The sequence below is a fragment of the Streptomyces sp. 11x1 genome (genome assembly GCF_032598905.1).
Lineage (GTDB): Bacteria > Actinomycetota > Actinomycetes > Streptomycetales > Streptomycetaceae > Streptomyces.
Window position 1 is genome coordinate 458,533 of record NZ_CP122458.1, and the last position, 26,283, is coordinate 484,815.

Genomic DNA, 26,283 nt, shown 5'->3' on the forward strand with positions numbered 1-26,283 from the left:
CGCTCGCACAGGAGTTGCCATGTCCTCCCCCGAGTCCCCCTCCGCCCGTATCACCGCTCTGGACGTCCTCGACGTACGCTTCCCCACGTCCGAGCACCTCGACGGCTCGGACGCGATGAACCCCGAGCCCGACTACTCGGCCGCCTATGTCGTCCTGCGCACCGACGCCGGCGACGGGCTGGAGGGCCACGCCCTGGCCTTCACCACCGGCCGGGGCAACGACGTCCAGGCCGCCGCCATCGCGGCCCTCGCCCCCCATGTGGTGGGCCTGTCCGTCGACGAGGTCTGCGGTGACCTCGGCGGGTTCTCCCGCTCGCTGGTCCACGATCCCCAACTGCGCTGGCTGGGACCGGAGAAGGGCGCCATCCACATGGCGACCGGCGCGGTCGTCAACGCCGCCTGGGACCTCGCGGCCAAGCGCGCGGGCAAGCCCGTGTGGCGCTTCCTCGGCGAGATGTCCCCCGAGGAACTGGTCGCGCAGGTCGACTTCCGCTGGCTCAGCGACGCCCTCACCCCCGAGCAGGCTCTGGAGATCCTCCAGCGCGCGGAACCGGGCCGGCAGGAGCGTATCGACCACTTGCTGGAGCGCGGCTACCCGGCCTACACGACCACCCCCGGCTGGCTCGGCTACTCCGACGAGAAGCTGGCCCGCCTCGCCCGGGAGGCGGTCGCCGACGGCTTCACCCAGATCAAGCTGAAGGTGGGAGCCTCCCTGGAGGACGACGTACGGCGGATGCGCACCGCCCGCGAGACGGTCGGCGACTCCATCCGCATCGCCGTCGACGCCAACCAGAGATGGGACGTCCAGCCCGCCATCGACTGGATGCGGGCACTGGCCCCCTACGACCCGTACTGGATCGAGGAGCCCACCTCCCCCGACGACATCCTCGGCCACGCCGCCGTCCGCAGGGCTGTCGAGCCCATCAAGGTCGCCACCGGCGAGCACATCGCCAACCGGGTCGTCTTCAAGCAACTGCTCCAGGCGGGCGCAGTCGACATCGTGCAGATCGACTCCGCCCGCGTCGGCGGCGTCAACGAGAACCTCGCGATCCTGCTGCTCGCCGCTAAGTTCGGCGTCCCGGTCTGCCCGCACGCCGGCGGGGTCGGCCTGTGCGAGATGGTGCAGCACCTGTCGATGTTCGACTACGTGGCCGTCTCCGGCACCACCGAGGACCGGGTCATCGAGTACGTCGACCACCTGCACGAGCACTTCGTCGACCCCGTACGTGTCGCCGACGGCCACTATCTCGCCCCCACCCTGCCGGGCCTGAGCGCCCAGATGCACCCCGACTCCCTCAAGGAGTACGCCTACCCCGACGGCCCCGTCTGGGCGGCCCGTGTCTGACACCTCGCACCCGGGGCTCGTCGACGCCCACCACCACGTGTGGAACCTGGACGACCGGCCGCAGCCGTGGCTGGACGTGCCCGGTCACGAGCCCATCCGTCGCTCCTTCGACACCGACGACCTGCGATCGGCCGCGACCCGGCCGATCGCCGGCCGACAGTTGGCGAGCTCCGTGGTGGTCCAGTGCGTGCCGTCCTCGTCCGAGACACGCGACCTGCTCGCCCTCGCCGACGAGGACCCGCTGATCGGCGCGGTCGTCGGCTGGGTCGACCTGACCGGCCCCGCCATCGGCGACGTCCTCGACGAACTGTGTACCGGCCCGGGAGGCTCGTACCTGCGCGCCGTACGGCACCTCGTCCAGGACGAACAGGACCCGCGGTGGCTGCGACGACCGGCCGTGGAACGGGCACTGAGGACGATCGGGGAACGCGGCCTGGGCTACGACGTGCTGATCCGCGACCACCAGGTCCCCCAGGCGGTCGGCCTGGCTGAACGCCTGCCCGAACTGCCCCTGGTTCTCGACCACGCGGGCAAACCCCCGATCGCCGACGGGGATCTGGCCGGCTGGGAGCGGGACGTACGCCGACTCGCCGGGCACCCGCAGGTGCGCTGCAAGCTGTCGGGCCTGATCACCGAGGCCGACCACGAGCAGTGGACCCTCGCCGACATCCGCCCGGTGTGGGACGTGCTGCTCTCGGCCTTCGGCCCGTACCGGCTCATGTTCGGCTCCGACTGGCCGGTCTGCGTCCTCGCCGGCGGCTGGAACCGGTGGGCCGCCACCGTCGAGGAACTCCTCACCGGCTGCTCGGCGGACGAGACCGACGCGATCCTCGCCGGGACCGCCCTCGACTTCTACCGCCTCCCCCCTGTCGAAAGGACGCCGGCGTGCTTCTGACCGACCTTCTGCACCCCGAGATCCTCCGGTCCCTGGCCGGAGCCGGCCATGGCGCCCGCGTGCTGCTCGCCGACGGCCACTACCCCGCGAGCACCGCCGTCGGCGAGCGCGCCCGGACCGTCCACCTCAACCTGGCCCCCGGTCTGCTCGACGTCACCACCGTGCTTCAGGTCCTGCTGCGCGCCGTGCCCGTCGAGTCGGCCCAGGTGATGGTGCCACCGGAGGACGAACCGGAACCGCCGGCCGTCACCGAGTACCGCTCTCTGCTCGCACCGGCCCCGGTCCAGCCCCTCGGCCGCTTCGAGTTCTACGACACCGCCCGCTCCCCCGACCTGGCGCTGGCGATCGTCACCGCCGACATCCGCACCTACGCCAACCTGCTGCTGACCATCGGCGTCCGCGCTGAAGGGACCCTGCGAACACGATGACACTCGCCGTCCGCTACACCGCCGCCCGCACCCTCGACACCGCCCCCGCGCTCGACGCGCCACCGGGCCCCGGCGAGGTCGAGCTGGCCCCCGCCTACGTCGGCATCTGCGGCACCGACCTGCACATCTTCCACGGCGACATGGACGCCCGGGTGCGTACACCCGCCGTCCTCGGGCACGAGATGTCCGGACGTGTCGTCCGGATCGGGCCGGGCGTGGAGGGCTGGCGCCCCGGTGACGCGGTGACCGTGATGCCGCTGCGCTGGGACGGCACCTGCCCCGCCTGCCGCGCCGGCCACCGGCACGTGTGCCAGCACCTGGACTTCATCGGCATCGACTCTCCCGGCGCGATGCAACAGCGCTGGACCGTGCCGGCCTCCACCCTCGTCCGGCTGCCCGAAGCGCTCCCCCTGGACCGTGCCGCACTCGTCGAACCGACGGCGGTCGCCGTGCACGACGTGGGCCGGGCGAAGGTCAGCGCGGGCGAGAAGGTCGTGGTGGTCGGCGGCGGGCCCGTCGGCGTCCTGATCGCGCTGGTCGCCGGGGCGACGGGCGCCGAGGTCCGTGTCGTGGAGCCGAGCGCCCACCGGCGGCGGCTCGCCGAGGAGTTGGGGCTGACGGTCTGGGACCCGGCCGAGGGCGAGATACCGACGCTGGTCCGCAAGTGGACCGGGGACGCGGGCGCGGACGTCGCCTTCGAGGTCTCCGGCGCGGCGGGCGGCGTGGACACGGCAGTCGAAGTCCTCGGCGTGCGCGGCCGGTTGTGTCTCGTCGCCATCCACCCCCGCCCCCGCGAGATCGATCTGCACCGCTTCTTCTGGCGCGAACTCACCCTCGTCGGCGCCCGGTTGTACGACCGCGCCGACTTCGAGAAGGCGGTCACCCTGGTCGCCGACGGCACGATCCCGGCCGAGCGACTGATCAGCAAGGTCGTCCCCCTCACCCAGGCACCCGCCGCGTTCGAGGCCCTGGAGGGCGGCGGAGACGTGATGAAGATCCTCGTGGACTGCACGCAGAACCTCGTGGACCGCACCGAGAACACCGACGACGCGCAGGGGACCACCGTATGAACGCCTTCGACCTCACTGGCAGGCTCGCCGTCGTCACCGGCGCCCGCCGAGGCATCGGCCGGGCCATGGCCCGCGCCCTCGCCGAGGCCGGTGCGGACGTCATCGGGGTGAGCGCCTCGCTGGAGGAGTCCGGCAGCGCGGTGGAGAAGGACGTCACCGCCGCCGGACGCACCTTCGAGGCCATCCGCACCGACTTCGCCGACCCCGAAGCCGTCCGCGCCCTCGGCGCCGACCTCGCCGGACGCGAACGCCCCGTGGACATCCTCATCAACAACGCCGGCACCATCCGCAGAGCTCCGGCAGACCAACACACCGACGCGGACTGGGAGTTGGTTCTTCAGGTCAACCTCACCGCGCAGTTCGCGCTGACGAGGGCCGTGGGAGCCGCCATGGTGGCCCGGAATCGGGGAAGCATCATCTTCACGGCGTCCCTGCTCAGCTTCCAGGGCGGGATCACCGTGCCCGGCTACACCGCCGCCAAGCACGGCATCGCCGGCCTGACCAAAGCACTGGCCAACGAGTGGGCCCCGCACGGCGTCAACGTCAACGCCATCGCCCCCGGCTACATCGCCACCGACAACACCCAGGCGTTGCGCGACGACCCCGCCCGCAGCCGGGCCATCCTCGACCGCGTCCCGGCCGGACTCTGGGGCACGGCCGACGACCTGGCAGGGGCCACCGTGTTCCTCGCCTCGGACGCCGCCGCCTACGTCCACGGCACCGTGCTGCCCGTCGACGGCGGATGGCTGGGCCGATGACCGCCGATCTGTCCTCCGTGCTCGGCGACGCCCGCATCCTGCCCGTGCTGACCGTCCCGACGGCCGCGACGGCCGCCCCGCTCGCCGACGCCCTGGCGGCGGGCGGGGCGCGGTGCGCCGAGGTCACCTTCCGCACCCCGGACGCCGTGCAGGTCGTGAAAGTGATGGCGGCCCACGGTGAACTGACCGTCGGAGCCGGCACCGTCCTCAGTGCCGAGCAGGCGGAGCGAGCCGTCGAGGCCGGAGCCCGCTTCGTCGTGTCACCTGGCCTGGAGGACGAAGTCCTGGAGAAATGCAGCGAGTTGGAGGTGCCGGTCGTGCCGGGCATCGCCACCGCCACCGAGCTGATGCGCGCGCTGCGGGCCGGAGTCGACACCGTGAAGCTGTTCCCCGCCGAGCCACTGGGAGGTACGTCGATGCTCCGCGCCCTGGCAGCGCCCTTCCCGCAGGCGCGGTTCGTGCCGACCGGCGGCATCCGCGCGGCCCAGCTGTCCGGCTATTTCTCCCACCCCGCGGTCGTCGCGGTCGGCGGTACCTGGATGGCCACCGCCGGCCACCTGGAGCGTGGCGACTACGCTGAGATCCGGCGGTTGACGGCCGAGGCCGTGGTCGGGAGCGCGGCATGAGCGGGCTCGCGCCGGACGTGGTGGCCCTGGGCGAGGTGATGCTCCGCTTCGACCCGGGTGAGGGCCGGATCCGCACCGCCCGCACGTTCCAGGTGTGGGAGGGCGGCGGCGAGTACAACGTCGTACGCGGTCTGCGCCGCTGCTTCGGCCTGCGCACAGCCGTGGTGACGGTTCTGGTGGACAACGCGGTGGGACGCCTCACCGAGGATCTCGTCCTCCAGGGTGGAGTCGACTCCTCGCTGATCCGCTGGGTGCCGGACGATGGGATCGGCCGCACCGCCCGCAACGGGCTGAACTTCGTCGAGCGGGGTTTCGGCATCCGAGGAGCGGTGGGGGTGAGCGACCGCGCCCACACCGCGATCTCCCAACTGCGGCCCGGCGCCGTCGACTGGGACGCGGTCTTCACCCCGGGCGTGCGCTGGTTCCACACCGGGGGTGTCTTCGCCGGCCTCTCGGACACCACGGCGGAGGTGGCGGAGGAGGCGATGGCCGCTGCCCGCCGGCACGGCGTCACCGTCTCCTACGACCCCAACTACCGCCCCAGTCTCTGGGCCGGCCGGGGCGGCCCCGACCGGGCGCGCGAGGTCGACCTGCGGCTCGCCCCGTACGCCGACGTCGTGGTGGGGGCTCTGGGCCTGGCCGGGAAGCACCCCGGTGCGGTGCGGGTCGAGGCCGACGAGGTCGCGGACGCGCTGTCCGAGGTGGCGGGCCGGGTATCGGGGGCGAGGGTGCTGGCGACGACCCTGCGCGACGTGCCGTCGGCCGGCGTGAACGACTGGTCCTCGGCAGCCTGGTCGAAGGAGAGCGGCTTCGTCACGGGGCCGAGTATGCCGGGACTGCACGTCCTGGACCGTATCGGCTCCGGCGACGCGTTCGCCGCCGGGCTGATCCACGGCCTGCTGTCCGGCGCCGACCTGGAGCGTGCCCTCGCCTACGGCACCGCCCACGGCGCACTCACCATGACCACCCCCGGCGATGTGTCCATGGCCTCCCTGGCCGAGGTCGAGGCCCTCATGGCCGGCGGCTCCGCCCACGTCAGACGCTGACCGCACGCCGATCGACATCCCGAGGAGAACCTATTGCAGCGCCGGAAGATCCACCACACGCCCGTGGAACTCACCGAACTCGGCTTCGTTGCCTCGGTCATCGGCAACCTCTACCGGGTCACCCCAGCCTCCGACGCGGCCGCCGCGGTCGACGCCGGCATCCGGTGTTTCGACACGGCTCCCCACCCCACCCCCCACCTACCCAGCACCACCCCGGAGCTACCACTCGCTCTTCACCCCCGCCCCCGCTCTCAAGCGTCGGGCTGAAGTCGGAGGTGCACGTTGGTGGCTTCCGCGGGTGCGGGCTCGCCCTGCTGGTCGATGACCGCGGTCACGGTCAGGCCGGCAGCTGCGGCCAGCTGTTCGAACACATCTCGGGGTACCAGTGCAAGACCCACGGGCGCTCCACCACGCTGCTCTCGGAGCCGTGGTGACGTTCGTAGCGCAGCTGCGCCGTCTGTGTCCGGGCCCGCTCGTCACGTTCCTCCGCGACGACGGACACCCGAAGTTCGGCGCCGTCCGCCGAGGTGGCCGTGCGCACGTGGCCGATCTGTTCGGCGGGGGTCGGTCCGGGAATGAACAGGGGCACCAGCGCGCTGCCGTCGTCGGTGAGGTGGGCGCGGATACGGCGCAGAGCGGCCAACGCGGTCGCGTCGTCGGGCAGCAAGGTGAACGTCGGCCCGGCCAGGAAGATCGCCCGGTAGCGGCGAGGCAACTCCAGGGCCTCCATCCGCTGATGAAACACGGTCACGGACACGCCCTGCTCACCCGCCCGGTCGCGGAGCCGCTCCAGCATGTCCCCGGAGGAGTCGACGCCCTCGACCTCCAGACCACGCCGCCGGAGTTCCAGCAAGGGATCACCATCCCCGCACCCCAACTCCAACGCCGGCCCGCCGGCCTGCTCAACGAATGCCGCATAGGGCTCCGGGTCCTGGGAGAAGGACTTCAACGGTCCATAGATCTCTGCGACGATGCCGGTGTAGAAGTCAGCTGGGTCCACGCCCGTCACCCTACGCACACACATCCCGTACGTTCACTCGAATATCGAGCCCCAGCCGCGCCCGATGCGTGCAGCATCCCCAGCCTGGTCATCACCTTCAAGGACGCCTGGTTACGAACGTCAGCGATGCTGATGATCACCGCCGAAATGACGTTCAGCGAGCGCGCGTGCCTTGGTGGGAGGCGTGGTCGCTCAGGAGAGCGGCTCGACCAGCCAGCGCTGCTCCGCCTCCCCGTTCCGAGGGCTCGGCACCAGAATGGTGCCGGCCTCGGGCGAGGCCGGGGCGATCACGAGGTCTCCCTTGTCCCGTGTGAAGAGTTGCCCTTCGGGACTCAGCTCGAAGCGGAGCCCGAACGAGACGTCTCCCGAGGAGTCGCAGAGCTCAAGGTCCAGCACCTCGTCGTCCCCTCCGGCGTCGAGGCACAGATCCGGTTCGGCGAGGTTGCGCAGGAGCCCGTTCTCGAGATAGGTCCACCGCTGTGTACTGGAGGTCGAGCAGGGGGACAGAGTGGCCTCCGCGCCCCGCTCGGGCGGCGATCCGGGTACGTCCATGCACAGGTCGGCGCCGACGTTGCGCAGTCTGCCGCTCTCCGGGGAGACGGGGAGGCCGGTGGAGGCCGCGGGGGCCGAGGAGGACGGCGTAGCCGTGGGAAGTTGCTCCCCCGGGGCTGGTGCGGCTTCGTCGGACGAGGTTCCGGTCACGATGAGGACTGCCCCGACAGCGGCCGAGCCGACGGCGATCCCGGCGACGACGAGCTTCGTGCCTCTGCGGCCGGCACAAGGTCTTCTCTTCCTCGTCGACCCCCTCGGTGTCGTGCGCCCGTTGTCCGAGGGAGAGGTGTCGGTTCCGGCGGCGGCCGTGGCGACGGGCGCTGTCCGCGCAGGGCGTGCCCGGCACGCGGTCAGGTAGGGGTGTGCGCTTTCGCCGAGGAGCGCTTCCGCCAGGAGCACGCCCGGTTCACGGGCACAGAGCCTCAGCTGCTCGGCTGTGTGTCGGCAGTAAGCACACTGGTCCAGGTGCATCTGCACCTCGGGCAGCGTGGAACCGGCATTGCTGGAACCGGCACTGCGGGAGGGTGCGTCGAGGAGGCGGCTGTAGTCCCGGCACTCTCTCCCGGCCGAGTTCTCGACATGCGTGCGCAGCAGCGCCGATCTCCATTGCTCCCGCGCTCGGTCCAACTCGGAGGGCGGCAGATCCCCTTCGATACCGAGCAGAGCCGCAGGGACGGCCGACGGTTCCGCCTCCACTTCCATGTGCCACAGGACGTACTGCGTGGTCCTCGGCAGCCGGAAAAAGGCGGTATGGCTCAGGAGCCGGTTCTCGGCGACCGGATGGGGTGACCTGTCGCTGTCGGTGGTCCCGGCCTGGTCGTACGACACCCCTGGGACGGGGCCCGTCTGCGAGCGCGCACGTGCGGCCTCCCGCACGGTGACGAGAAGGCGAGGGCGCAGGGCGCTGGTGGACCCGGCCTTCTGGAGTTCCCGTACCACCTGGCGGAACGCGGCGGAGGCGATCGCCCGCGAGAGCGCGGGGGAACCGAAGGCGCAGATCTCAGCGTAGTCGGAGACCGCCGGCCCATGTCGTGCGATCAACGCCGCGACGGGAGTGGTGCCCTCGATGGTCCGGGACATTCTCAGCGCGGCGATGACCGCGTCGTCGGACATCCCTGGAGCGGACTCGGGGTCGGGGGCCGAGTTGGGGGGAAGCGGATGAGCGAATGGCACAGGGGGCTTTCCTTCTCCCAGGGCGCACTGGGCAACCTCATCCGAGGCGGTGCGGGTACAGCGGCAGCGCGGACCTGGCGTGGCCGTGCGAAGAGGGGGTGTTGCGGTGATGGGTGACCGCCTCGGCGGTACCGCGCGACCGCCTTGTGGGGGTAGGGGGCAACGCCACGACCCGTCCAATCCGATAGGCCCGGTTACGGATCGTTCTCAGTTGAACCAGCCTGTCACACCGGGCAGATGTCCAACAAGGGGCGTCGGGACGAAGCGGAACGGATCGCCTCTCGCAGGTGGACCGAGGTACCGCCGTCCGTGGAAGGACCCGCGACGGCGGCCGGGCGCCGTTCCGCCGCCGACGCCGCGACCTACGTGAGTTCCTTCCGCATCAGCGTGCAGGTCGTCTCGTAGCGGCGCAACGAGCCGTCAGGGGCTTGCTCGATCCACGAGTCCGGCCGGCGGTCGTACGCGACGTAACCCAGCCTTTCGTACAGCACGCGAGCCCGGGGGTTGCTCTCCTCCACACCGAGCTCAGCCCGCCGCAGACGAGCCGTGCGGTGGCGTCATGGAAGTACCTTCGAGCGTTTGTGCCCGCGCCAGGGAGCCACCGGACCAGAGCGCGGGCAACCGCAGACCTCCCGTGGGGAGCCGGGAGGTGCGGCGGGTCCTGCCGTCAACGACGGCAGGACCCGGCAGAGGGAACCTCACCCGGGGGTGGCTCGGCTCCCGCACCCACACCATGCACCTAAACCGGCCACAGCAACAGTCCACGGCTGAAAATCGCCAATACCCGCATCCGGGCAGCCGGAGGACAGGACCGGCTTTCGCGTGGCAGCCGATGCCGATGTCGGACGTCAGGCCGGTCCGCGGTCCGCGGTGAGCTTGCGGGGCGTGTCGGCGAGCAGGGTGCGCAGCCGAGCCGCGGGCAGCGGAACACCCTGGCCGACCGGGGACGGCGTCTGCGGCGGGGTACCGGAGCGGAGGGCCTCGCCCACCTCGGCCCAGAAGGCCTGCACGGCGCCGGGGTCGGCGGAGTACCGCGGCGTACGGAGGCGCGTACGGGTCGGCCTCCGGCTCGAAACGCCGGCTGTCGCGCACCGGCTGCATGGATGTCGGCCTCCTGCGCCACGACGTCACCACCAACAACCCGGTCCTGCCCAGCGGCTCCCTCAGCCAGCCCGTCCTGACCACCGGCGACAGCCACCAGGGCCACGGACATGGCCACGGACGTCCTCGCCTTCTCGCCGTACTCGTCGACCCCTTTTGCCGAACCGGCAACAGCGGTTGTCGGTCGGCGAAGCATTGAGCGACCGTAGGCACATGACCGACAACACCGCAGCAGGACCAGCTCTGTTCGACGCCCCGTCGCCCACCGGCGAATACACCGGCGATCCGGCCGTACGAGCGGAGTGGGACAACCGCTACGCCGACCGGCGGCAACTGTGGAGCGGGCAGCCCAACGGCGCGCTCGTGACCGAGACGGCCTCACTCACACCCGGACGCGTCCTGGACGTCGGCTGCGGCGAGGGCGCCGACGCCGTCTGGCTCGCCCGCCGCGGCTGGGACGTCACCGGGCTCGAAGTCTCGGGCGTGGCACTGGAACGCGCGGCCGGACACGCTCGTGACGCCGGCCTCACCATTGACTGGGTACACGCCGAGCTCACCCGGGCCGCACTCCCGCCGGCCTCCTTCGACCTCGTCTCGGCACAGTACCCGGCCCTCCTGCGCACCCCCGATGCCGCGGCCGAGCGAGCCCTGCTCGCCGCCGTGGCGCCCGGGGGTGTACTGCTCCTCGTCCACCACGCCGGCATGGAGACCCGCCGGGCGCACGAGAACGGCTTCGATCCGGCCGACTACGTCTGGCCCTCGATGGTCACCGAACTCCTCGACGACGACTGGGAAGTGGAGGTCGACGAGCAGCGGCCCCGCCTGGCACCTGACGGCGGCGCCGGCGCGCACCACACGGACGACCTCGTACTGCGCGTACGCCGCCTGCGCTGACACACCGACGTCCCGAGCGAGGGCTTGGCAGCACCGTGATCGCCGTGTTCAATCGCGCCGTTTGTGTTCGGGCGCCCCGGCCTTCTCTTCCAGGCCCACAAACCGGCGCCCTTGAAAAGCCTGAGTAGGGGCACGGCGGTCAGCGTGCTCCAGTAGTGCGGGAAGGTGTCGCCCCGCAGCCGGTTGGCGCCGAACCAGTAGCCGTCCCAGGTCTGGTGGCCCCCGTCCGCAGCCTCCGCACGCACCGCCGTGCGAAGACTACTCGTCGAGATATTGGTGTCTGATGTCGGCCGGTGTGATGAAGAGTTGGCCGCCGCGGACCTGCCATTCGGTCGCCCCCTCGACCTCATGGCTGACCAGGAACAGTCCCTGGACGAGATCCCCGTCGGCGTCGGAGGCAGGTATCCGAGCGATCGCCCTGACCTGGTCGCTGAACCAGTCCAGCGCCGAGTCGCGGATGTCCGCGCCGTAGAAGATGTAGTGGGTCCAGTTCATGTGCCGACGGGGCGCGCCCCATCCGTTGGTGTAGCGGCCGTCGTCGTGCCCGGCGATGACCTCCCGCACGGCGGCGAGTTGTCTCTCGTCGCACTCCAGCCACCCTCTGATCGACACATAGGCGCCCATCGGCCTGCCCCCTCGTCCTCATGTCTGATCGTGACCGCGTTCCGCAGTACCGAGCCGCAGCAGGTCAAGGACTGGCCCTCGGACGCCCAGACCCGCCCGCAGAGGCCCGGCCGACACCGGATACGTCCACGACGGCTTCGCCGAGGCCCTCCAGTCGATCTGGCCGGACGTGAAGAATACCCACGCCGGCCCGCTGGCACCGGCCGGATACGGGATCCGCGACCACTTCACGGACAGTTACCTGGCCGCACTGGAGAAGAACCTCATCTGAGCCCTGAGCCCTGAGCTGGTCCGACGGCATTTTTGCCCAGCTCAACGGCCTGTTGCAGGAGTTGATGCGGCAGCAGGGCCCGGAACACGAAGCCGTCGGGGCAGGGTGACCGCATGGGTCCCTGCCCCGACGGGGCTCGGTCTGCCGGGCGGCGGGTTACCGGCGCCCGGCAGAAGCCGGTGCCGCGTGCGGTGCTGTGCGGCTCAGCCGAAGTTCACGTCGCTGCACCACATGTAGGCCTGGTCGAGGTGCGAGGCCTGCCAGATCACGAACACGATGTGGTGTCCGGTGTAGCCGGAGGTCCGGACGGGGAACGTGATGTTCTGCGCCGGGGCGAAGCGGCCGGTCTGCGTGATGAAGTCGAGGTTGCCCCAGCCCAGGGTCTGGGTCTTGGGATTGAAGCCCTGCTTGCTCACGTAGACCTTGAAGTAGTCGGCACCGTGGGACGCCTGGTCGTACAGCTGGACCGAGAAGTTGTTGCCGATGGTGGTGGTCTTCCACGATCCGGGCCTGTCCAGGCTGGCGTTCCTCGAGAGGTTGTTGCTGCAGAGCGTCCCGTCGGGGGTCCGTGCCTGGAACTGGCCTCCGAGGCCGTCGCGGAGCGCGCTCATCCAGTTCCACATGGTGTCGGAGTTGGCCTGGAAGGCCTGCCAACACATGGGGTCCTGGGTCTGCATGGCCGGGTTCGTGTGGTTGTTGCCCCATGTCTTCCAGCACTGGTACGCGCGGGTGGCCGGGCCGACGACGGTGCCGTGAGCCTGGGCGGGGGTCGACCAGGCGAGGGCGCCGACGGTCACGGCGAACAACATGACGAGCGCCTGGAGAGACCGGCGAAGGGACGCCTGCGAACGCCCGGTTAACGGACTCTTGTTGCGCATGTGGGGGGACTCCTTCCAGTTGCAAGGCTGTTATGGGAGCGCTCCCAAAGCTAGGACTTCTGAGTGAGATGTCAATGAAGCAGACAGAGTTGATTACAGGGGCGGGCCGCGAACAGAGACTCTGCCGTGAGCCGGGGGGCAGGATTGCCCGCGGGACCGGCCCAGGACCCAGGCCAGTCGGCGTGCCGCTGCTGCCCCGGATCTCGTTCCTCAGCTCGCCGATGCGCAGCGGACCCGGCTCGGGACCTGTCCCTCCGAGCAGGGCCCGACGCGCTTGCGCGGTCGCGAGTGCCGCGCAAGCACGTCGTCCGTCAGCCTCAGGCCGGCTTCCCGGTGGCCCGACCGTGGGTCAGGAGGACTGCGCGGTCTGGTAGAGGTTCTGCGCGTCGGTGCCGAAGTACGGCCCGTACATGCGGTTGGGCAGGAAGTTGTACTTGAAGCTGTTCACCGACGACAGCAGGCCGGTGCCCGTGGCCTCGTTGAACTGGGTGAACCAGGGGCCTCCGCTGGAGCCGCCGGTCATGTTGCAGTTCATGCCGTGGTCGTTGGAGAGCAGGAAGTCACGGTTGGTGGTGCCGCTGCAGTAGATGAACTTCTCCCCGTCGTACGGAGAAGCGGCGGGGAAGCCGAAGGCGTACATCGCCCGGTTGTAGCCGGTGTTGAAGGCCAGCCCCTGTCCGCCGACAACGTCCGTCAGCAGCTTCCCGTCCAGCGGGGCGACGACGGCCGCGCCGATGTCGTAGTTGATGTCCTCGCTCGCGGTCCACTGCGGGGTGGCCAGCGTCTTCGTCGCACTCCACCTGCCGTACGGCGCCTGCCCGTCGTGGTAGCCGGGCACGAAGACCCAGTTGGTGTGCCAGGAGCCCTCCAGCTTCACGCAGTGACCGGCCGTGATGACGGTGCTCTTGTTGGCGCTGGTGACGGCGTTGCCTGAGCACGAGGCCGTGCGCCCCTGGTAGGCGAAGAACACCCGCCCGGCCGTGGACACCACGGCTCCGCCCCCGCTCCAGGCACCACCACTGTTGGGGAAGGCCAGCACTCCGACCTCGTTCAGGGTGCCCGGGAGGGTCGGGGTGACCGTCTTCTCCTTGCCCTTGGCAAGGGAGGGGGCAGGGGCCTTCACCTGGGTCCGATCCACGGCCGGCAGGTCCAACGGCGTTGCCTGACGCATACGTTCGGCGGTCCAGAACGAGGCGGGGTCGGCCGTGGCCGTGGCCGCCCCGGCCGGCGAAGCGAACACACCGGCGCCGAGCAGCGCGGCGGCACCGAGCAGTGCCGCGAAGACGGGGCGGGACCTGCGCGGGGACCGGGAGGGGTGGGACGAGCGGCGTATGTCTCTCACGCGTACTCCTTGTGCGGTGGGGGACGAGGACGAACTCGCGCAACGCAGAGTGCCATTCCACCCGCAGATTGGACAGGTACACGTCACAATGGGGCGCAAAATCAACCCCTGGACCGGTTCGGAGGAGAGTCCCGCCCTGGCGGACCGCTTTTGACCACTCCTTGAACATCTCCGCGTTCCCGTGCGTACCTCTCGCTGCGTGCCGTGGCAGCCGCAACAGGTGTCTGCTCCTACCGACCTGGAGGAATCACTCTCTACCCGACCGGGAGAACACATGCATGCGAACCGACGCGCGGTGTCCACGCGTACGTCGAGGCGGACCGTCACGATCACCGCGGCCGTGTGCGCCGTGATAGCCGGGGCCGTCATCGCGATCAGGGCGGGCAGTGACGAAGCCTCGGCCAACCCGACGATCGCGGGCCAACCAGCACGCCGACGGCCATGTCACCACCGGAGGCGCCGGACCGGCGGCGACCGGCCAGAGTGGCGCCGACCTGACCGTGACCGAAGTGGACCGCGAGTTCCTCGTGAAGGTACGCCAGGCCGGCCTCTGGGAGATCCCGGCCGGACGGCTCGCCCAGACCAACGCCTCCAACGAGGCCGTCAAGCGAGCCGGGACCACCTGATCGACGGGCACAGCAAACTGGACCAACTCGTGCGCGAGGACGCCGAGATCCTCGGCGTGGACATCCCCAACGACGCCGCCGAGGAACAGCAGCAGTGGGTCCGGGATCTGGAGAACGCGCAGGGCGAGGAGTTCGACAAGCTCTTCGCCAACGTCCTGCGGGCCTCCCACGGCAAGATCTTCGCCACGATCGGTGAGGTCCGGGCCGCCACCCAGAACGACCTCATCCGCCGCCACGCCCGTCAGGCAAACCAAACTGTCCTGGACCACATGGAAGTCCTGGAGGACACCGGACTCGTCGACGCCTCCACCTTCCAGGAGGTCGAGAAGGACGTCACCCCCAAATAGAGGACACGACGGCCGACCGTGCCGGTGCCGGTGTCGGTGTCGGGCAAGCAGCCGATCGGGGGGCAATACGACGCGTGTCCCCCCGTACGGCCTCCGCGCGTGCGCCCCGCCCGCCCCATAGCCTCCTCGCCGCCCCTTCCTCAAGACGGAGGGACGCTATTCGGACGGGGAGGACCGGCCGCTCGGTGGCTATCTGACAGCCATGGCCGGCTTCGGGGTGTACGCGGCCACCTGGATCACTGCGGTACGGCGCCGGGGTCGTCCGGTGCCCGAACGCCCCGACCCCTGGGACATCGTCCTCACATCGGTGGCCACGTTCCGGCTCAGCCGGCTGTTGAGCAAGGCGGCGGTCACCAGTCCGCTGCGGGCGCCCTTCACCAGGTACGTCGGCCCGCTGGGTCCGGCCGAGCTGCACGAGGAGGCGCGGCCGGAGGACGGCAGGGACACCGTCGGCGAGCTGGTGACCTGCCCCTTCTGCATGAGTGTCTGGGTGGCGTCGACCCTGACGGCGAGCCGGCTGCTCTGGCCGCGCGGCACGCGCACCGCCATGGGCACCCTCGCCTCTCTGGCCGGAGCCGACGCCCTGCAACTCTCGTACGGCGCGCTCATGGACTGGGCCCGTGGGAGCGGCTGATTCCCGGACGCCGAGGGTAGTCCTCGCGGGCACGGGGAAGCACGGTCCGTACGGTCAAGTACGGCGAAGGCCCGCCAGGACCGGTGGGGTGCTTCTGCGCGTCGGCGCACGGCAGCGGCAGATGCCGGGCGATCCGGCTCTCACCACTGCTGCTGAGGAGCAGGTCGAGAAGGTGGTCGGTGCCGTCGGCGTCCTCGACCCGAACGGCCAGTTCGAGGCCGTCCGGCAGCCGCCTGGGCAGGCCGGCCGCGCGTGAGAGGCGCACCTAGGCAGAGTTTCGGCCGCGCAGGTCAGCCCGTCGGGATGGAAGGCCGGGGCGTGGCGGCGCCGGGCGAGCAAGCGGAAGGCAGCTGCCACCGCCGGGACCCGGTCCCGATCCGATCCCGTCCGCGTCACGGACAGGTCCGCCCGGACTACCCGGACTACCCGGATGTCGACGCCTCGCTGTCTTCCGCGCCGTCCTCGCCGTTGTCGGCGGCGTCCTCGTGCTCCAGGTCGTCGCCCTCGGCCTGCGAGGGTGTGGTGCGGGGAACCTCACGACGGCTGGACGCGCCCGGTCCGCCGTCCCCCGAGGACTCAGGGCGGCGTTCGCCCTGCCTGCGACGGTGTCTGCTCACTCATGGGAGTTCTCCTTCGGTTGCCGGGGTCTGCTACGGACGAGCCGTGCCGGGAGTGCCTCGTCGAAGCAGGAGCCCTGCCCGGCCGGCACCCGGTTCCCCACAGGGCGGTGGCCCAGGCGGCGGCGACGGCCTCGGCAGCCTCGCGGAGCTCCTGGCTGTCGAGTGTGCTGCCTCCCTCCGTGACGAGATCGGGTACCCAGGCTCGGAGGATTCCCACTCCCTGCCAGGGCACCACACAGGTGAGGGGCGGACACCGGTCGTCTGGTGCCCGCCCCTCAGTCGTCACTCCCGCGCCGCTCACTCCCCGTCGGGGAACTCGCCCGCGAACGCGCCGGCCAGCCGCAGCCAGGGCTCCGCCTCGCCCCGGCGTCCCTGGCGCTGCAGGGTGCGGCCGAGCATCAGGTGGGCGTAGTGCTCCACCGGATCGCGCTCGACAATCACCCGCAACTGGTCCTCCGCCCGCCGCAGTTGCGCGGAGTGGTAGTAGGCGCGGGCCAGCAGCAGACGGGGGCCGGTCTGCTCCGGAGCCTCCTCGACCACGTCGACGAGCAGTTTCGCGGAGCCGATGTAATCGCGCGCGTCGAACAGCAGTTGGGCCCGCTCCCACCGCTCGGCCGTGGTCTCCTCGTGCGGCACTCCGACGCCGTTGTCGAACAGGTGCAGCGCACTGGCCCAACGGTCGGGCGCCACCCCGCCGGTGGCCGGGTAGGTGTTGAACTCGTCGGTCATGGTTCCCTTCCTCCTTCTCCCGGACACTTCTCCATACGGTCCGGAGCGCGGCCGACCGATGCTCGAACGGGCACGAGGGACGCGTCGTGACCGCCGGCGAGTGCCGGGGACGCCCTTGCAGCAAGCCCTCACGCCTGGTTATTCCGCTCACTTCTCCAGCTGCTCGATCACACGGCAGGACACGCGGGCGAGCGTCTGGAGCTCGTCCGGGGTCAGTCGACAGGGCCGTAGTGACCGGCGAAGCACCAACCCCCAGAGAGCTGTTTTGCACTGCGAAAGAGGATCAGATGGTCGTGGTCTGTCACTGTGGGTAATTGCTACTAGGACCTCCCCGACCGCCTGGCCAGAGGGCGGTGGCGAGGCGATGACGCCGTAACGGTCTGGACAGCGGCGTCGAATGTGTTATTCATGGCTCCCACCTTCGCCATTGGCGCGACTCGGCGACAGCGGCAGCACTGTCACCTGGCATCGGATTCGGGCCACATGGTGCGCTTATGAGAACCCTTCGACGGCAGCGGCGGCCACAACCAGGTCCTGCCACGACATGCCCACACTCTTGAAAAGCTTTGGCCTCAGGTGCCGGACGTTCACGGCTCCGCGCACAAGCTCGGACAGGTTGCCGGCTATCGCCTCGGTACCGATGTCGCCGGAGCGCAGAGGAATCAGGATGTCGCCTGCCTCACTCAGCGCTGCGGTGCGCGCTTCGACAACGACTGTGGCCCGGGCGACGAATTCGGTGTCCACCTCTCGGGCCGTCGGTTCGTGAGATCCGATGGCTACGACGACTGCGTGGGATGCGACGGCTGCGGCCGGGAACAGCGGCGTGCGCGATGTCGTGCAGCAGGCCACGATGTCGGCGGTCGCGACGGCTTCTGAGGAAACCGCCTGTGCGCCCAGGTCGGCCTTCTGGCAGCGCTCGACCAGTCTCGCTGCCTGCTCTGGGCGACGCGCGACGACGCCGACCGAGGAGATGGGTCGCACGGCCCGGATCGCCTCCACGTGGGCCCATGCCTGAGGTCCGGTCCCGAAGAGGACGAGCCGTTCGGCATTCGGGACCGCCAGGTGGTTCACGGCGACGGCGGAAACCGCGGGGGTGCGCAGCAGGGTCAGGGCGGAGCCGTCGATCAGGGCTGTCGGGCAGAGCGTGGTCGAGTCCATCAGGAGATAGGAGGCGATGATGCGTGGCTGCCCGCGGGTGGGATTGCGGGGCGCGACTCCAGCGATCTTCACCCCGGTGTACGAGGATGTCGTGGAGGGCATCAGCAGCAGCTGGCCCGCGTCGACGTCGAGCACGGTGCGGGGGATGTCCGCTTCGGGGTTCAGCCCCGCGCGCAGGGCTTGTTCCACTGCCTGAATGGCTCGTGGCATGGGCAGGCGGCGCGCCAGTTCGTCGGCGTCGATCAGTGGCAGTGCTGTGGGGTTCACGCACTCAGTTCTTTCAGAACATGTGAGGCCTTTTCCAGCGCGGCTGCCAGCTGGGCCGGTTCCTGCCCATAGGTGGACCGGAGGTGGTGCTCGGTGGCGTATTCGTGCCGTTGGCGAAGCTGCGGCGTGAGCGTAGGTGGTGCGATCAGCCAGCCGAGACGCAGACCCGGCATGCCGAATGCCTGGAGAGGCTGCCGACGCATACGAGAGCCCGGAGATACGGGAGAGCAGCAGTTGCGGCCGTAGAAGGCTGCCGGATCATCGGTTGCTGACTGTGCGTTGAGTTCGCTGACGGCTTTACGAAGAGCCGCCCGCTCACCCATGGTCAATGAAGCGTCGAGATCTTCTGCGGAACGATTCAGCGGCGAGGATGTTTCCTCAACCACCGGATAGGCGTGCGCGATGCGCATCATTCGCTGCAGTAGGTAATAGCGGGCGATGGGTCCCATTGGCTCACCGCCCGCCCTGTGCATGGTGCTTCGGCGTCAGTCCCTGGTCCGCATGGCCGGACGCGACGTGCGCTGACCCCGGTCAGCACCTGCGTCGGGCGTCCTTCGGGAAGCCGCTCGGCCGGCCCCCTCGTCGACAGCGAGGAACAGCACGGCGAACAGCAGAAGAGCCGTGCCGGTGAGGACGATCGCGTTGAGCCGCTCGCCGAAGACCAGGATGCCGATGACCGCCGCGGTGAGCGGTTCCACCAAGGCGACGACGGAGGCCGTGGTCGCCCGTACGACGCCGAGGCCCACGAAGAACAACGTGTACGCCAGCGCCGTCGGCACGGCCCCCAGGTAGAGGATCAGGCCCAGGGTCCATGCCGGACGCTCCATGTCGGGCAGCAAGCCTTCCAGCAGAGCCATCGGCAGAAGGCAGACCGTGCCCACCGCGAAGCCGGTCACCGTGGACTCGAACGCGCCACCCGAGTTCTCCCGGCCGGAGAAACGGCCCAGCAAGGTCACGCCCGCGTAGCCGGCGGCGGAAAGCAACGCGTATCCGATGCCCAGGAGGGGAGCAGGGCCGGTGCCCCCGTCCGCACCCCCCATCAGCAGCACCAGACCGGCGACGCCGCTCGCCACCGCGGCGGTTCCGGCGGCGCCGCTGCGCTCACCCAGCGTGAGCCGGGCTCCGGCGGCAACCAGTACCGGACCCGAGCCCAGGGTCACCACCGTGGCCACGGTCAGCCCGGCCTGCTGCACGGAGGCGAAGTAGGCCGTCTGGTACACCGCCAGCCCGAAGCCCACGACCAGGGCCCGCCGCGGGTTCGCCGCGAACGTTGCACGCAGCGACAGCGCCGTCTCCGGCCGCCGGGACCGTCGCACCAGGTGAGCCGCCAGGAGCAGCCCGAGTCCGGTCAGGAACCGCCAGAAAGAAACGGAGATGGGACCGATTCCGCCGACGTCGTACAGTTCGGCGGCCACCGCGCCGCCAGTGCCCCATGCCGTGGCCGCAATCGCGACGTAGAGAACACCCTGCCGAACGGGCAGGGCAGAAGAGGACTGCAACTGAGATCTCCTCGATTGATTGCCATCACGATGTCTCCGTGGGCAACCCGCGCAGCCACCCCGGTAGCCCCGGGACGGCTCTGCATGACTGCCCGCCTTAAGCGGCGGGCGGCGGAGGCGTCAGAAACAGTTGCATGTGATCACCCTACCCGGCAACGGGCAGGCGTCCCATGGGCTGGGACCTGACCACCACTCGGCAGGCAGGCAAAGCACGCTGTCGTACGGGCCGGGCGGGATGTGGAGGGTGGCGGTGTCGTAGTCACCGAAGCGCAGCACGACGGGGCCCCGGGTCAGCTCACCGGCATGTCGGCGGCGTTCTCGGCCAGCCAGTGTCGAGGCTCCCAAGGCCGGCTCGCCGAGCGCGCCCCGCAGCCGGTGGAGTCGGGGGCGGCGTGCGACAGGCCACCGCCGGGTTCGGTGGTGGCCTGTGTGGTGGTCCGGGGATCTCGGTCGCTAGAAGTTGCCGCGCTTCTCCTGCTCACGTTCGATCGCCTCGAACAGGGCCTGGAAGTTGCCCTTGCCGAAGCCCAGCGAGCCGTGGCGTTCGATGAACTCGAAGAACACGGTGGGCCGGTCGCCGATCGGCTTGGTGAAGATCTGCAGCAGGTAGCCGTCCTCGTCGCGGTCGACGAGGATGCCGCGCGAGGCGAGTTCCTCGATGGGCACGCGGACCTTGCCGATCCGGGCGCGCAGTTCCGGGTCGGTGTAGTAGCTCTCCGGCGTGGCGAGGAACTCGATGCCCTTGGCCCGCAGCACGTCGACGGTCCTGAGGATGTCGTTGGTGGCGAGGGCGAGGTGCTGGGCGCCCGGGCCCCGGTAGAAGTCGAGGTACTCGTCGATCTGCGAGCGCTTCTTCGCGATCGCCGGCTCGTTGAGCGGGAACTTCACCCGGTGGTTGCCGCTGGCGACGACCTTGCTCATCAGTGCCGAGTACTCGGTGGCGATGTCGTCGCCGATGAACTCGGCCATGTTGGTGAAGCCCATGACGCGGTTGTAGAAGTCGACCCACTCGTCCATGTGTCCGAGTTCGACGTTGCCCACGACGTGGTCGAGTGCCTGGAAGATGCGCTTGGGCTCGTTGTCGGGCTTCACGTAGCCCGAGGTCCGGGCCACGTATCCGGGCAGATAGGGGCCGGTGTAGCGGGAGCGGTCCACCAAGGTGTGGCGGGTCTCGCCGTACGTGGCGATGGCCGCCGTACGGACGGTGCCGTACTCGTCGGTGCTGTCGTGCGGCTCCTCCAGCACGGTCGCGCCCTGCGCACGGGCGTGCTCGACGCACTTGTCGACGTCGGGCACTTCGAGCGCGATGTCGATCACGCCGTCACCGTGGCGGCGGTGGTGGTCCAGCAGTGGGCTGTCCGGGTCGACGCCGCCCTTGAGCACGAACCGGATCGCTCCGGAGCGGAGCACGAACGCGTGGTGGTCACGGTTGCCGGTCTCCGGGCCGGAGTAGGCGACCAGCTCCATCCCGAAGACCGCCTGGAAGAACGACGACGCCTGCGTGGCGTTGCCCACCGCCCAGACCACCGCGTCCCACCCGGTCACCGGGAAGGGATCGCCCTGTGCGTCGTACTCCACGAGCCCGACCAGCTGCTTGAGCTGCTGGAGGTCGAGCTCCGCCAACCGCTCCTGGCTCGTGAGGGTCTGTTCGATGCTCATGCGTCATCCCTTTCGGTGTGCCTGCTTCCGGCGCGTGGCGGTAGAACACACCCAGCCCTCAGGCCTGCACAAGAGTCACCTTCCGGGCTGCTCAAGCTGCTCAGTTTGCCTCCCTCCTTCGGGCATCACCTATACAATCTGCCCAGCCAGGAGAGAGTGCGGGATCAGGCGCCCCCGAGCGACGCCAGCCGGGCGGCAGCCTCCTTCACCCGAGCGGCGACCGGTTCAATGTCGAACGTGTGCATGGCCACGACCCCGACCGAGGCGCCCGCCGCACCCGCGACCTCGAAGCCCGCCGCGATCCCGGTGGCGCCCTGCTGGAGCTGCCCCGACGTGACGCTGTAGCCCTGTTCCCGAGCCAGCGCGACCTCCTCGGACTCGCCCGGCACAGGCGGCTGCAGCGCGAGGATGGCGACACCGTTCGCCCCCCTCTCCAGCGGATGGCGCACGCCGATGCGGTAGCCCACCTGGACGGGACCGTGCTGGACGGTGGGCTGCGCACCCGCGACCGGAACGCATTCCCGCACGCCGTGGGCCACTGTCAGAAAGGCGGAGGTCCCGGTGGCGTCGGCGAGTTCCTGCAGCACCGGCTGGGCCGCCAGGACCAGCTGCTGCTGGAACCGTCCCGCCAGCGTCGCGGCACCGGCGCCGAGCCGCACCCGCTTGCCCTGCCGGGCGACCAGGCCGTGCTCCTCCAGCGTTCGCACGATCCGGTACGCGATGGCCCGGTCGATCTCCAGCCGCGCCGCCAGGTCCGCCACGGTCAGGCCCTCGGACGTCAGGGAGACCAGCTCCAGAGCCCGAAGCCCACGGTCCAGACCTTGCAGGGTGGCCATCAACACCTCCGAGAAAACCGACAGCGCTTCTTCGGGCGCCACGTTAGGGCACGTCAGACGGGCGAGTGGTGCCCAGGATCCCGAGCGGCACCTTGACTGGGCCGTCGCCCCAGACCTAACGTCAAGTCGTCGCTTCCAACGCACAAAAATGTGCGCTGAGCGCGCAAGGGAGAGAGACGTGCCGTACTACCACCGGGCGGGCGCGGTCCCGCCGAAGCGTCACACCCAGCATCGGGACCCGGACGGGAACCTCTACTACGAGGAGCTCATGGGCGAGGAGGGGTTCTCCTCGGACTCCTCGCTGCTCTACCACCGGCACATCCCGTCGGCGGTGCGGGAGTTCCGGGTGTGGGACCTCGGCGACCAGTCCCTGACCCCCAACCACCCCCTGGTGCCCCGCCATCTCTCCACGCACAAGCTGTTCACCGACGGCAGGCCCGGCGTCGACGCGGTGACCGGCCGCAGGCTGCTGCTGGGCAACGAGGACGTGCGGCTGGCGTACGTCGTGGCCGACACGGTCAGCCCGTACTACCGCAACGCGATCGGCGACGAGTGCCTCTACGTCGAGGACGGGCGCGCACGCGTGGAGACGGTCTTCGGTGACCTGGAGGTCGGCGACGGGGACTATGTGATCGTCCCGCGGGCGACGACGTACCGGATCGTCCCGGACAAGGACAAGGACAAGGACAGGGCCGGGGCCGGGGCCGGGGCCGGGACCGTACGGATCTACGCGATCGAGGCCAACTCGCATGTGGGACCCGCCCGGCGTTACCTGTCCAAGCACGGCCAACTCCTCGAACACGCGCCCTACTGCGAGCGCGACTTCCGCCTCCCGGACGGCCCGAAGTCCGTCGAGGGCGAGAACGTCGAGGTGTACATCAAACACCGGGGCCCGGGCGGCGTCGTGGGGACCGTCCACACGCTGCCGAACCACCCCTTCGACGTCGTCGGCTGGGACGGCTGTCTCTACCCGTACGTGTTCAACATCCGTGACTTCGAGCCCCTCACCGGACGGGTTCACCAACCGCCGCCTGCCCACCAGGTCTTCGAGGGCCACAACTTCGTGATCTGCAACTTCGTACCGCGCAAGGTGGACTACCACCCGCTGTCCGTCCCGGTGCCGTACTACCACTCCAACGTCGACTCCGACGAGGTGATGTTCTACTGCGGCGGGGACTACGAGGCCCGCAAGGGCTCCGGGATCGGACAGGGCTCGATCTCCCTGCATCCGGGCGGCCACCCCCACGGTCCCCAGCCGGGTGCCATGGAGCGGTCGATCGGGGCGGAGTTCTTCGACGAGCTCGCAGTCATGGTCGACACCTTCCGTCCCCTCCAGCTCGGTGAGGCCGCCCGCGCGACCGACGACGGGACGTACGTCTACTCCTGGGAGCAGAACCGATGAGCGCCTCGCCGACACCGGGAATCCCCCCGGTGCTCGCCGGTCTGTTCGACGACGCGGCGGTCTTCCCGCCCGGCAGCCTGCCCGTCGAGGAGGCCGTCCCGGCCCACGTGGCGCACACCCGTGGCGCCCACGCGGGACTGGTCGGGGCGTTCGTGCTGGCCGCCAAGGACATCGACAGGCTCGCCGAGCCGACCGGGGACCTCGCCGCAGGGTCGTTCGACCTCTCGGTGACCGTGCCCCTGCCGGGTGTCCGCGAGGCTCTCGCCGCCACGCACCGGATCCCGGCCGTACGGCTGGTCGGGCTGGAGGTCACCGTCCCGGACGAAGTCACCGCCGACAGAGTCGTTCCCGCCCTGGCCGAGGCGATCGACGACGACACCGCGCTCACCGTCTATGTCGAGGTGCCGCGCGACGCCCGGCGCGAGGCACTGCTCGCCGCCCTCGCCGGCACGCCCTACCTGGCCAAGTTCCGGACCGGTGGCGTACGCGCCGACCTCTACCCGGACGAGCGTGAACTCGCGGCGGCCGTGCTGGCCGCGGCGCGGGCCGGGGTGGCGTTCAAGGCAACGGCGGGGCTGCACCACGCGCTGCGCAACACAGACCCGGAGACCGGATTCGAGCAGCACGGGTTCCTCAACCTGCTCCTGGCCACCGACGCCGCTCTGCGGGGCGCCGAGGTGGCGACGCTGGTCGAGCTGCTGGCCGACCGCGACGGCGACCGGGTCGCCGAGCGGGTGCGCGACCTGTCGCCCCAAGTCCGTGATCTGTTCCGCTCGTTCGGCACCTGCTCCGTCGCCGAACCCGCCGTCGAGACGGCCGGGTTGGGACTGCTGCCCGCCACAACCGTCGCCGACCTGACCGAGGTGTCCCCATGACCGGCACGACCCTGTCGACCAGCACGGCCCTGTCGACCGTCCCGGCCGACTCGCTGTTCGGCCTGACCAACCTGCCGTACGGCGTCTACTCTGTGCCCGGCCGGGCACCGCGCGTGGCGACCCGCTACGGCGACCACGTCATCGATCTGGCCGTGCTGCTCGACGACGACGTCTTCGCCCGGCCGAGCCTCAACGCCTTCATGGCGCAGGGCCACGACCGCTGGGTCGAGGTCCGGGCCGGGATCGCCGAGCGGCTCCGTGGCCCCATCCCCGAGGAGGCGGTCCACGACCTGGGCGCGGTCACCCTGCACCTGCCGTTCGAGGTCGCCGACTACGTCGACTTCTACGCCTCCGAGCACCATGCCTCGAACCTGGGTCGGCTCTTCCGGCCCGACAACCCGGACCCGTTGTTGCCGAACTGGAAGCACCTGCCCGTCGGGTATCACGGCCGGGCGGCGTCCGTCGTGGTCTCGGGCACCGACATCGTCCGGCCCTCCGGACAGCGCAAGGGGCCCCAGGACCCGGCGCCGGTCTTCGGGCCCTCGACGCGGCTCGACATCGAGGCAGAGCTCGGCTTCGTCGTCGGGACCGGCAGCGCCATGGGCGATCCCATCGCCGCCGAGGACGCGGAGCGGCACATCTTCGGGGTGGTGCTCTTCAACGACTGGTCCGCGCGCGACATCCAGGCCTGGGAGTACGTCCCCCTCGGCCCCAACCTGGGCAAGTCGTTCGCCTCGACGATCTCGCCCTGGGTGGTGCCGCTGCTCGCCCTGGACGCCGCCCGGGTCCCGGTCCCGCCGCAGAAGCCGGCCGTACTGCCGTATCTGAGGATGGCCCGGCCGTGGGGCCTGGACGTCGACCTGACGGTCGCATGGAACGGTCAGGTGGTCTCCCGGCCGCCGTACTCCGCGATGTACTGGTCGCCCGCCCAGATGCTGGCGCACCAGACCGTCAACGGCGCTCCCTCGCGCACCGGTGACCTGTTCGCGTCCGGCACCGTCTCGGGCCCGGAGAAGGAGCAGCGGGGTGCCTTCATCGAACTGACCTGGGGCGGCAAAGAGCCCGTCACGGTCAACGGCCGACCGCGCACGTTCCTGGAGGACGGCGACGAGGTCGTCCTCACCGCCACGGCCCCGGGTGCCGACGGAACCCGGATCGGCTTCGGCGAGGCCCGCGGCCGCATCACCGGCGGCAAGCGACGGGAGGCGTGACGGGCAAGACGGCTGCCTCGGCCGCCGAGCCGGTCGCCGACTTACCGCAACCTCGTCTTCACAAGGCGGCGATGAACCTCGACCCGCTCGCCGCGACGGCGGGACGGACGTGCGTCGCCCAGGTCGAGGAACTCGTGGAGCCCGGTACGCGGCGTGAGCGGGCAGTGGACCGGCTGGGCCCGGCCGGAGAGGGCGGCGCGCGCCGCACGCGAGCTGCGTGACGGCTGTGGTGCGGCGGACCATCACCGACCTCGCCGTGCCGGACATCACGGACGAGGGGTGTCGGCTCGTCGGACTCGCCCCCGGCGTCACCTTCGACGAGGTGCGCGAGAAGAGGGGAACCCCGGTCCAGAGCTGACTCGGATCACGGCACGACCGTCTCGCGAGCGTGCACGGAAAGGGGGAATTCCTCGCACG

General features: G+C 70.3%; 33 protein-coding genes and 1 pseudogene. 20 read left to right on the forward strand and 14 right to left on the reverse strand.

The features are described 5' to 3' along the window. The first annotated feature begins 19 nt into the window (after positions 1 to 19). From P8T65_RS02315 to P8T65_RS02350, 8 genes are read left to right on the forward strand one after another with little or no spacing between them, the layout of a single operon-like run. Positions 20 to 1,345, forward strand: a complete 1,326-nt coding sequence (locus tag P8T65_RS02315) for an L-fuconate dehydratase (RefSeq protein ID WP_316723733.1) — start codon at positions 20 to 22, stop codon at positions 1,343 to 1,345. Then, positions 1,338 to 2,240: an amidohydrolase family protein gene (locus P8T65_RS02320; protein ID WP_316723734.1), complete on the forward strand. Its 903-nt coding sequence runs from the start codon at positions 1,338 to 1,340 to the stop codon at positions 2,238 to 2,240. Before P8T65_RS02315 ends, P8T65_RS02320 begins: the two co-directional genes overlap by 8 nt. Continuing rightward, positions 2,231 to 2,668: an RbsD/FucU domain-containing protein gene (locus P8T65_RS02325; RefSeq protein ID WP_316723735.1), complete on the forward strand. Its 438-nt coding sequence runs from the start codon at positions 2,231 to 2,233 to the stop codon at positions 2,666 to 2,668. The genes P8T65_RS02320 and P8T65_RS02325 overlap by 10 nt, the downstream gene beginning before the upstream one ends. After that, complete coding sequence (locus P8T65_RS02330; RefSeq protein ID WP_316723736.1) at positions 2,665 to 3,738, forward strand: alcohol dehydrogenase catalytic domain-containing protein; 1,074 nt, start codon at positions 2,665 to 2,667, stop codon at positions 3,736 to 3,738. The genes P8T65_RS02325 and P8T65_RS02330 overlap by 4 nt, the downstream gene beginning before the upstream one ends. Continuing rightward, positions 3,735 to 4,496 (forward strand): SDR family NAD(P)-dependent oxidoreductase, encoded by a 762-nt coding sequence (locus P8T65_RS02335; RefSeq protein ID WP_316723737.1) that lies wholly within the window; start codon positions 3,735 to 3,737, stop codon positions 4,494 to 4,496. The genes P8T65_RS02330 and P8T65_RS02335 overlap by 4 nt, the downstream gene beginning before the upstream one ends. Further along, entirely contained in the window at positions 4,493 to 5,122 is a 630-nt protein-coding gene (eda, locus tag P8T65_RS02340) for a bifunctional 4-hydroxy-2-oxoglutarate aldolase/2-dehydro-3-deoxy-phosphogluconate aldolase (RefSeq protein WP_316723738.1), read from the forward strand. The genes P8T65_RS02335 and eda overlap by 4 nt, the downstream gene beginning before the upstream one ends. After that, complete coding sequence (locus P8T65_RS02345) at positions 5,119 to 6,168, forward strand: sugar kinase (protein ID WP_316723739.1); 1,050 nt, start codon at positions 5,119 to 5,121, stop codon at positions 6,166 to 6,168. The genes eda and P8T65_RS02345 overlap by 4 nt, the downstream gene beginning before the upstream one ends. 33 nt (positions 6,169 to 6,201) lie before the next feature. Further along, positions 6,202 to 6,435, forward strand: a complete 234-nt coding sequence (locus P8T65_RS02350; protein WP_399098187.1) for a hypothetical protein — start codon at positions 6,202 to 6,204, stop codon at positions 6,433 to 6,435. A 70-nt stretch (positions 6,436 to 6,505) separates the two neighbouring features. On the opposite strand, the gene P8T65_RS02355 is transcribed toward P8T65_RS02350, so the two are convergent. Then, complete coding sequence (locus P8T65_RS02355; protein ID WP_316723740.1) at positions 6,506 to 7,168, reverse strand: class I SAM-dependent methyltransferase; 663 nt, start codon at positions 7,166 to 7,168, stop codon at positions 6,506 to 6,508. A gap of 192 nt (positions 7,169 to 7,360) precedes the next feature. Further along, complete coding sequence (locus P8T65_RS02360) at positions 7,361 to 8,833, reverse strand: RICIN domain-containing protein (RefSeq protein ID WP_316723741.1); 1,473 nt, start codon at positions 8,831 to 8,833, stop codon at positions 7,361 to 7,363. 297 nt (positions 8,834 to 9,130) lie between these two features. On the opposite strand from P8T65_RS02360, the gene P8T65_RS02365 reads away from it, so the two are divergent. Beyond that, complete coding sequence (locus P8T65_RS02365; RefSeq protein ID WP_316723742.1) at positions 9,131 to 9,298, forward strand: hypothetical protein; 168 nt, start codon at positions 9,131 to 9,133, stop codon at positions 9,296 to 9,298. On the opposite strand, the pseudogene P8T65_RS02370 reads toward P8T65_RS02365, so the two are convergent. Beyond that, a pseudogene (locus tag P8T65_RS02370) lies at positions 9,256 to 9,450 on the reverse strand (GNAT family N-acetyltransferase); the annotation flags it as partial. The gene P8T65_RS02365 and the pseudogene P8T65_RS02370 sit on opposite strands and share 43 nt — an antisense overlap. A 291-nt stretch (positions 9,451 to 9,741) precedes the next feature. Further along, the gene (locus tag P8T65_RS02375; RefSeq protein WP_316723743.1) at positions 9,742 to 9,903 is read right to left on the reverse strand and encodes a hypothetical protein; all 162 of its coding nucleotides are present in this window, start codon (positions 9,901 to 9,903) and stop codon (positions 9,742 to 9,744) included. A gap of 89 nt (positions 9,904 to 9,992) precedes the next feature. Here P8T65_RS02375 and P8T65_RS02380 point away from each other — a divergent pair, with 89 nt between their 5' ends. Continuing rightward, positions 9,993 to 10,193 carry a hypothetical protein gene (locus P8T65_RS02380; RefSeq protein ID WP_316723744.1) on the forward strand — a complete coding sequence of 67 codons (201 nt, stop codon included), beginning with the start codon at positions 9,993 to 9,995 and terminating at the stop codon, positions 10,191 to 10,193. Positions 10,194 to 10,207: 14 nt separating this feature from the next. Then, positions 10,208 to 10,888: a class I SAM-dependent methyltransferase gene (locus P8T65_RS02385; protein ID WP_316723745.1), complete on the forward strand. Its 681-nt coding sequence runs from the start codon at positions 10,208 to 10,210 to the stop codon at positions 10,886 to 10,888. A gap of 258 nt (positions 10,889 to 11,146) precedes the next feature. Here P8T65_RS02385 and P8T65_RS02390 read toward each other — a convergent pair whose 3' ends face one another. The 3 genes from P8T65_RS02390 to P8T65_RS02400 all read right to left on the reverse strand — a co-directional run bounded on the left by P8T65_RS02390 (position 11,147) and on the right by P8T65_RS02400 (position 14,003). After that, complete coding sequence (locus P8T65_RS02390) at positions 11,147 to 11,512, reverse strand: hypothetical protein (RefSeq protein ID WP_316723746.1); 366 nt, start codon at positions 11,510 to 11,512, stop codon at positions 11,147 to 11,149. A 474-nt stretch (positions 11,513 to 11,986) separates the two neighbouring features. After that, on the reverse strand, positions 11,987 to 12,592 hold the full coding sequence (locus P8T65_RS02395; protein WP_316723747.1) for a lytic polysaccharide monooxygenase: 606 nt from the start codon (positions 12,590 to 12,592) through the stop codon (positions 11,987 to 11,989). Positions 12,593 to 13,010: 418 nt separating this feature from the next. Further along, positions 13,011 to 14,003, reverse strand: coding sequence for a trypsin-like serine peptidase (locus P8T65_RS02400; protein ID WP_399098192.1), 993 nt, complete (start codon positions 14,001 to 14,003; stop codon positions 13,011 to 13,013). A gap of 386 nt (positions 14,004 to 14,389) precedes the next feature. Between P8T65_RS02400 and P8T65_RS02405 the strand changes: the two genes are divergently transcribed. The 4 genes from P8T65_RS02405 to P8T65_RS02420 all read left to right on the forward strand — a co-directional run bounded on the left by P8T65_RS02405 (position 14,390) and on the right by P8T65_RS02420 (position 15,866). Continuing rightward, entirely contained in the window at positions 14,390 to 14,629 is a 240-nt protein-coding gene (locus P8T65_RS02405) for a hypothetical protein (protein ID WP_316723748.1), read from the forward strand. Between the two features lie 29 nt (positions 14,630 to 14,658). After that, positions 14,659 to 14,976, forward strand: coding sequence for a DUF4142 domain-containing protein (locus P8T65_RS02410; RefSeq protein WP_316723749.1), 318 nt, complete (start codon positions 14,659 to 14,661; stop codon positions 14,974 to 14,976). Positions 14,977 to 15,178: 202 nt separating this feature from the next. Then, on the forward strand, positions 15,179 to 15,610 hold the full coding sequence (locus P8T65_RS02415) for a DUF1360 domain-containing protein (RefSeq protein WP_316723750.1): 432 nt from the start codon (positions 15,179 to 15,181) through the stop codon (positions 15,608 to 15,610). A gap of 88 nt (positions 15,611 to 15,698) precedes the next feature. Beyond that, positions 15,699 to 15,866, forward strand: a complete 168-nt coding sequence (locus P8T65_RS02420) for a hypothetical protein (RefSeq protein ID WP_316723751.1) — start codon at positions 15,699 to 15,701, stop codon at positions 15,864 to 15,866. A gap of 166 nt (positions 15,867 to 16,032) precedes the next feature. On the opposite strand, the gene P8T65_RS02425 is transcribed toward P8T65_RS02420, so the two are convergent. The 7 genes from P8T65_RS02425 to P8T65_RS02455 form a co-directional block, all read right to left on the reverse strand. Next, positions 16,033 to 16,227, reverse strand: coding sequence for a hypothetical protein (locus tag P8T65_RS02425; protein ID WP_316723752.1), 195 nt, complete (start codon positions 16,225 to 16,227; stop codon positions 16,033 to 16,035). Between the two features lie 300 nt (positions 16,228 to 16,527). Then, positions 16,528 to 16,959, reverse strand: a complete 432-nt coding sequence (locus P8T65_RS02430) for a tetratricopeptide repeat protein (protein WP_184903319.1) — start codon at positions 16,957 to 16,959, stop codon at positions 16,528 to 16,530. 492 nt (positions 16,960 to 17,451) lie between these two features. Then, a complete protein-coding gene (locus P8T65_RS02435; protein WP_316723753.1) occupies positions 17,452 to 18,384 on the reverse strand; it encodes an ornithine cyclodeaminase family protein in 933 nt (310 codons plus the stop codon). After that, positions 18,381 to 18,833: a hypothetical protein gene (locus tag P8T65_RS02440; protein ID WP_316723754.1), complete on the reverse strand. Its 453-nt coding sequence runs from the start codon at positions 18,831 to 18,833 to the stop codon at positions 18,381 to 18,383. The genes P8T65_RS02435 and P8T65_RS02440 overlap by 4 nt, the downstream gene beginning before the upstream one ends. A gap of 36 nt (positions 18,834 to 18,869) precedes the next feature. Next, positions 18,870 to 19,883 (reverse strand): EamA family transporter, encoded by a 1,014-nt coding sequence (locus P8T65_RS02445; RefSeq protein ID WP_316723755.1) that lies wholly within the window; start codon positions 19,881 to 19,883, stop codon positions 18,870 to 18,872. A 453-nt stretch (positions 19,884 to 20,336) separates the two neighbouring features. Next, entirely contained in the window at positions 20,337 to 21,542 is a 1,206-nt protein-coding gene (gene hppD / locus P8T65_RS02450) for a 4-hydroxyphenylpyruvate dioxygenase (protein WP_316723756.1), read from the reverse strand. Positions 21,543 to 21,706: 164 nt separating this feature from the next. Continuing rightward, positions 21,707 to 22,378: a helix-turn-helix domain-containing protein gene (locus P8T65_RS02455; RefSeq protein WP_316723757.1), complete on the reverse strand. Its 672-nt coding sequence runs from the start codon at positions 22,376 to 22,378 to the stop codon at positions 21,707 to 21,709. Between the two features lie 178 nt (positions 22,379 to 22,556). Between P8T65_RS02455 and P8T65_RS02460 the strand changes: the two genes are divergently transcribed. The 5 genes from P8T65_RS02460 to P8T65_RS02480 are packed head-to-tail and all read left to right on the forward strand — an operon-like array spanning position 22,557 to position 26,224. After that, entirely contained in the window at positions 22,557 to 23,780 is a 1,224-nt protein-coding gene (locus P8T65_RS02460; RefSeq protein ID WP_316723758.1) for a homogentisate 1,2-dioxygenase domain-containing protein, read from the forward strand. After that, positions 23,777 to 24,655: a hypothetical protein gene (locus P8T65_RS02465; RefSeq protein WP_316723759.1), complete on the forward strand. Its 879-nt coding sequence runs from the start codon at positions 23,777 to 23,779 to the stop codon at positions 24,653 to 24,655. Before P8T65_RS02460 ends, P8T65_RS02465 begins: the two co-directional genes overlap by 4 nt. Further along, positions 24,652 to 25,866 carry a fumarylacetoacetase gene (gene fahA, locus P8T65_RS02470; RefSeq protein ID WP_316723760.1) on the forward strand — a complete coding sequence of 405 codons (1,215 nt, stop codon included), beginning with the start codon at positions 24,652 to 24,654 and terminating at the stop codon, positions 25,864 to 25,866. Before P8T65_RS02465 ends, fahA begins: the two co-directional genes overlap by 4 nt. Further along, a complete protein-coding gene (locus tag P8T65_RS47155) occupies positions 25,863 to 26,087 on the forward strand; it encodes a hypothetical protein (protein WP_399098197.1) in 225 nt (74 codons plus the stop codon). Before fahA ends, P8T65_RS47155 begins: the two co-directional genes overlap by 4 nt. Next, entirely contained in the window at positions 26,084 to 26,224 is a 141-nt protein-coding gene (locus P8T65_RS02480) for a hypothetical protein (RefSeq protein WP_316723761.1), read from the forward strand. The genes P8T65_RS47155 and P8T65_RS02480 overlap by 4 nt, the downstream gene beginning before the upstream one ends. Positions 26,225 to 26,283 lie beyond the last annotated feature (59 nt).

What these genes read in the sequence shown, in the direction of transcription:
- P8T65_RS02395 (WP_316723747.1), bottom strand. Translation starts at nt 12,592, where the DNA reads ATGTTGTTCGCCGTGACCGTCGGCGCCCTCGCCTGGTCGACCCCCGCC.
- P8T65_RS02440 (WP_316723754.1), bottom strand. Translation starts at nt 18,833, where the DNA reads ATGGGACCCATCGCCCGCTATTACCTACTGCAGCGAATGATGCGCATC.
- P8T65_RS02380 (WP_316723744.1), top strand. Translation starts at nt 9,993, where the DNA reads ATGGATGTCGGCCTCCTGCGCCACGACGTCACCACCAACAACCCGGTC.
- fahA (WP_316723760.1), top strand. Translation starts at nt 24,652, where the DNA reads ATGACCGGCACGACCCTGTCGACCAGCACGGCCCTGTCGACCGTCCCG.
- P8T65_RS02415 (WP_316723750.1), top strand. Translation starts at nt 15,179, where the DNA reads ATGGCCGGCTTCGGGGTGTACGCGGCCACCTGGATCACTGCGGTACGG.
- P8T65_RS02335 (WP_316723737.1), top strand. Translation starts at nt 3,735, where the DNA reads ATGAACGCCTTCGACCTCACTGGCAGGCTCGCCGTCGTCACCGGCGCC.
- P8T65_RS02390 (WP_316723746.1), bottom strand. Translation starts at nt 11,512, where the DNA reads ATGGGCGCCTATGTGTCGATCAGAGGGTGGCTGGAGTGCGACGAGAGA.
- P8T65_RS02385 (WP_316723745.1), top strand. Translation starts at nt 10,208, where the DNA reads ATGACCGACAACACCGCAGCAGGACCAGCTCTGTTCGACGCCCCGTCG.
- P8T65_RS02330 (WP_316723736.1), top strand. Translation starts at nt 2,665, where the DNA reads ATGACACTCGCCGTCCGCTACACCGCCGCCCGCACCCTCGACACCGCC.
- P8T65_RS02465 (WP_316723759.1), top strand. Translation starts at nt 23,777, where the DNA reads ATGAGCGCCTCGCCGACACCGGGAATCCCCCCGGTGCTCGCCGGTCTG.
- P8T65_RS02365 (WP_316723742.1), top strand. Translation starts at nt 9,131, where the DNA reads ATGTCCAACAAGGGGCGTCGGGACGAAGCGGAACGGATCGCCTCTCGC.
- hppD (WP_316723756.1), bottom strand. Translation starts at nt 21,542, where the DNA reads ATGAGCATCGAACAGACCCTCACGAGCCAGGAGCGGTTGGCGGAGCTC.
- P8T65_RS02315 (WP_316723733.1), top strand. Translation starts at nt 20, where the DNA reads ATGTCCTCCCCCGAGTCCCCCTCCGCCCGTATCACCGCTCTGGACGTC.
- P8T65_RS02430 (WP_184903319.1), bottom strand. Translation starts at nt 16,959, where the DNA reads ATGACCGACGAGTTCAACACCTACCCGGCCACCGGCGGGGTGGCGCCC.
- P8T65_RS02345 (WP_316723739.1), top strand. Translation starts at nt 5,119, where the DNA reads ATGAGCGGGCTCGCGCCGGACGTGGTGGCCCTGGGCGAGGTGATGCTC.
- P8T65_RS02360 (WP_316723741.1), bottom strand. Translation starts at nt 8,833, where the DNA reads ATGTCCGACGACGCGGTCATCGCCGCGCTGAGAATGTCCCGGACCATC.
- eda (WP_316723738.1), top strand. Translation starts at nt 4,493, where the DNA reads ATGACCGCCGATCTGTCCTCCGTGCTCGGCGACGCCCGCATCCTGCCC.
- P8T65_RS02455 (WP_316723757.1), bottom strand. Translation starts at nt 22,378, where the DNA reads ATGGCCACCCTGCAAGGTCTGGACCGTGGGCTTCGGGCTCTGGAGCTG.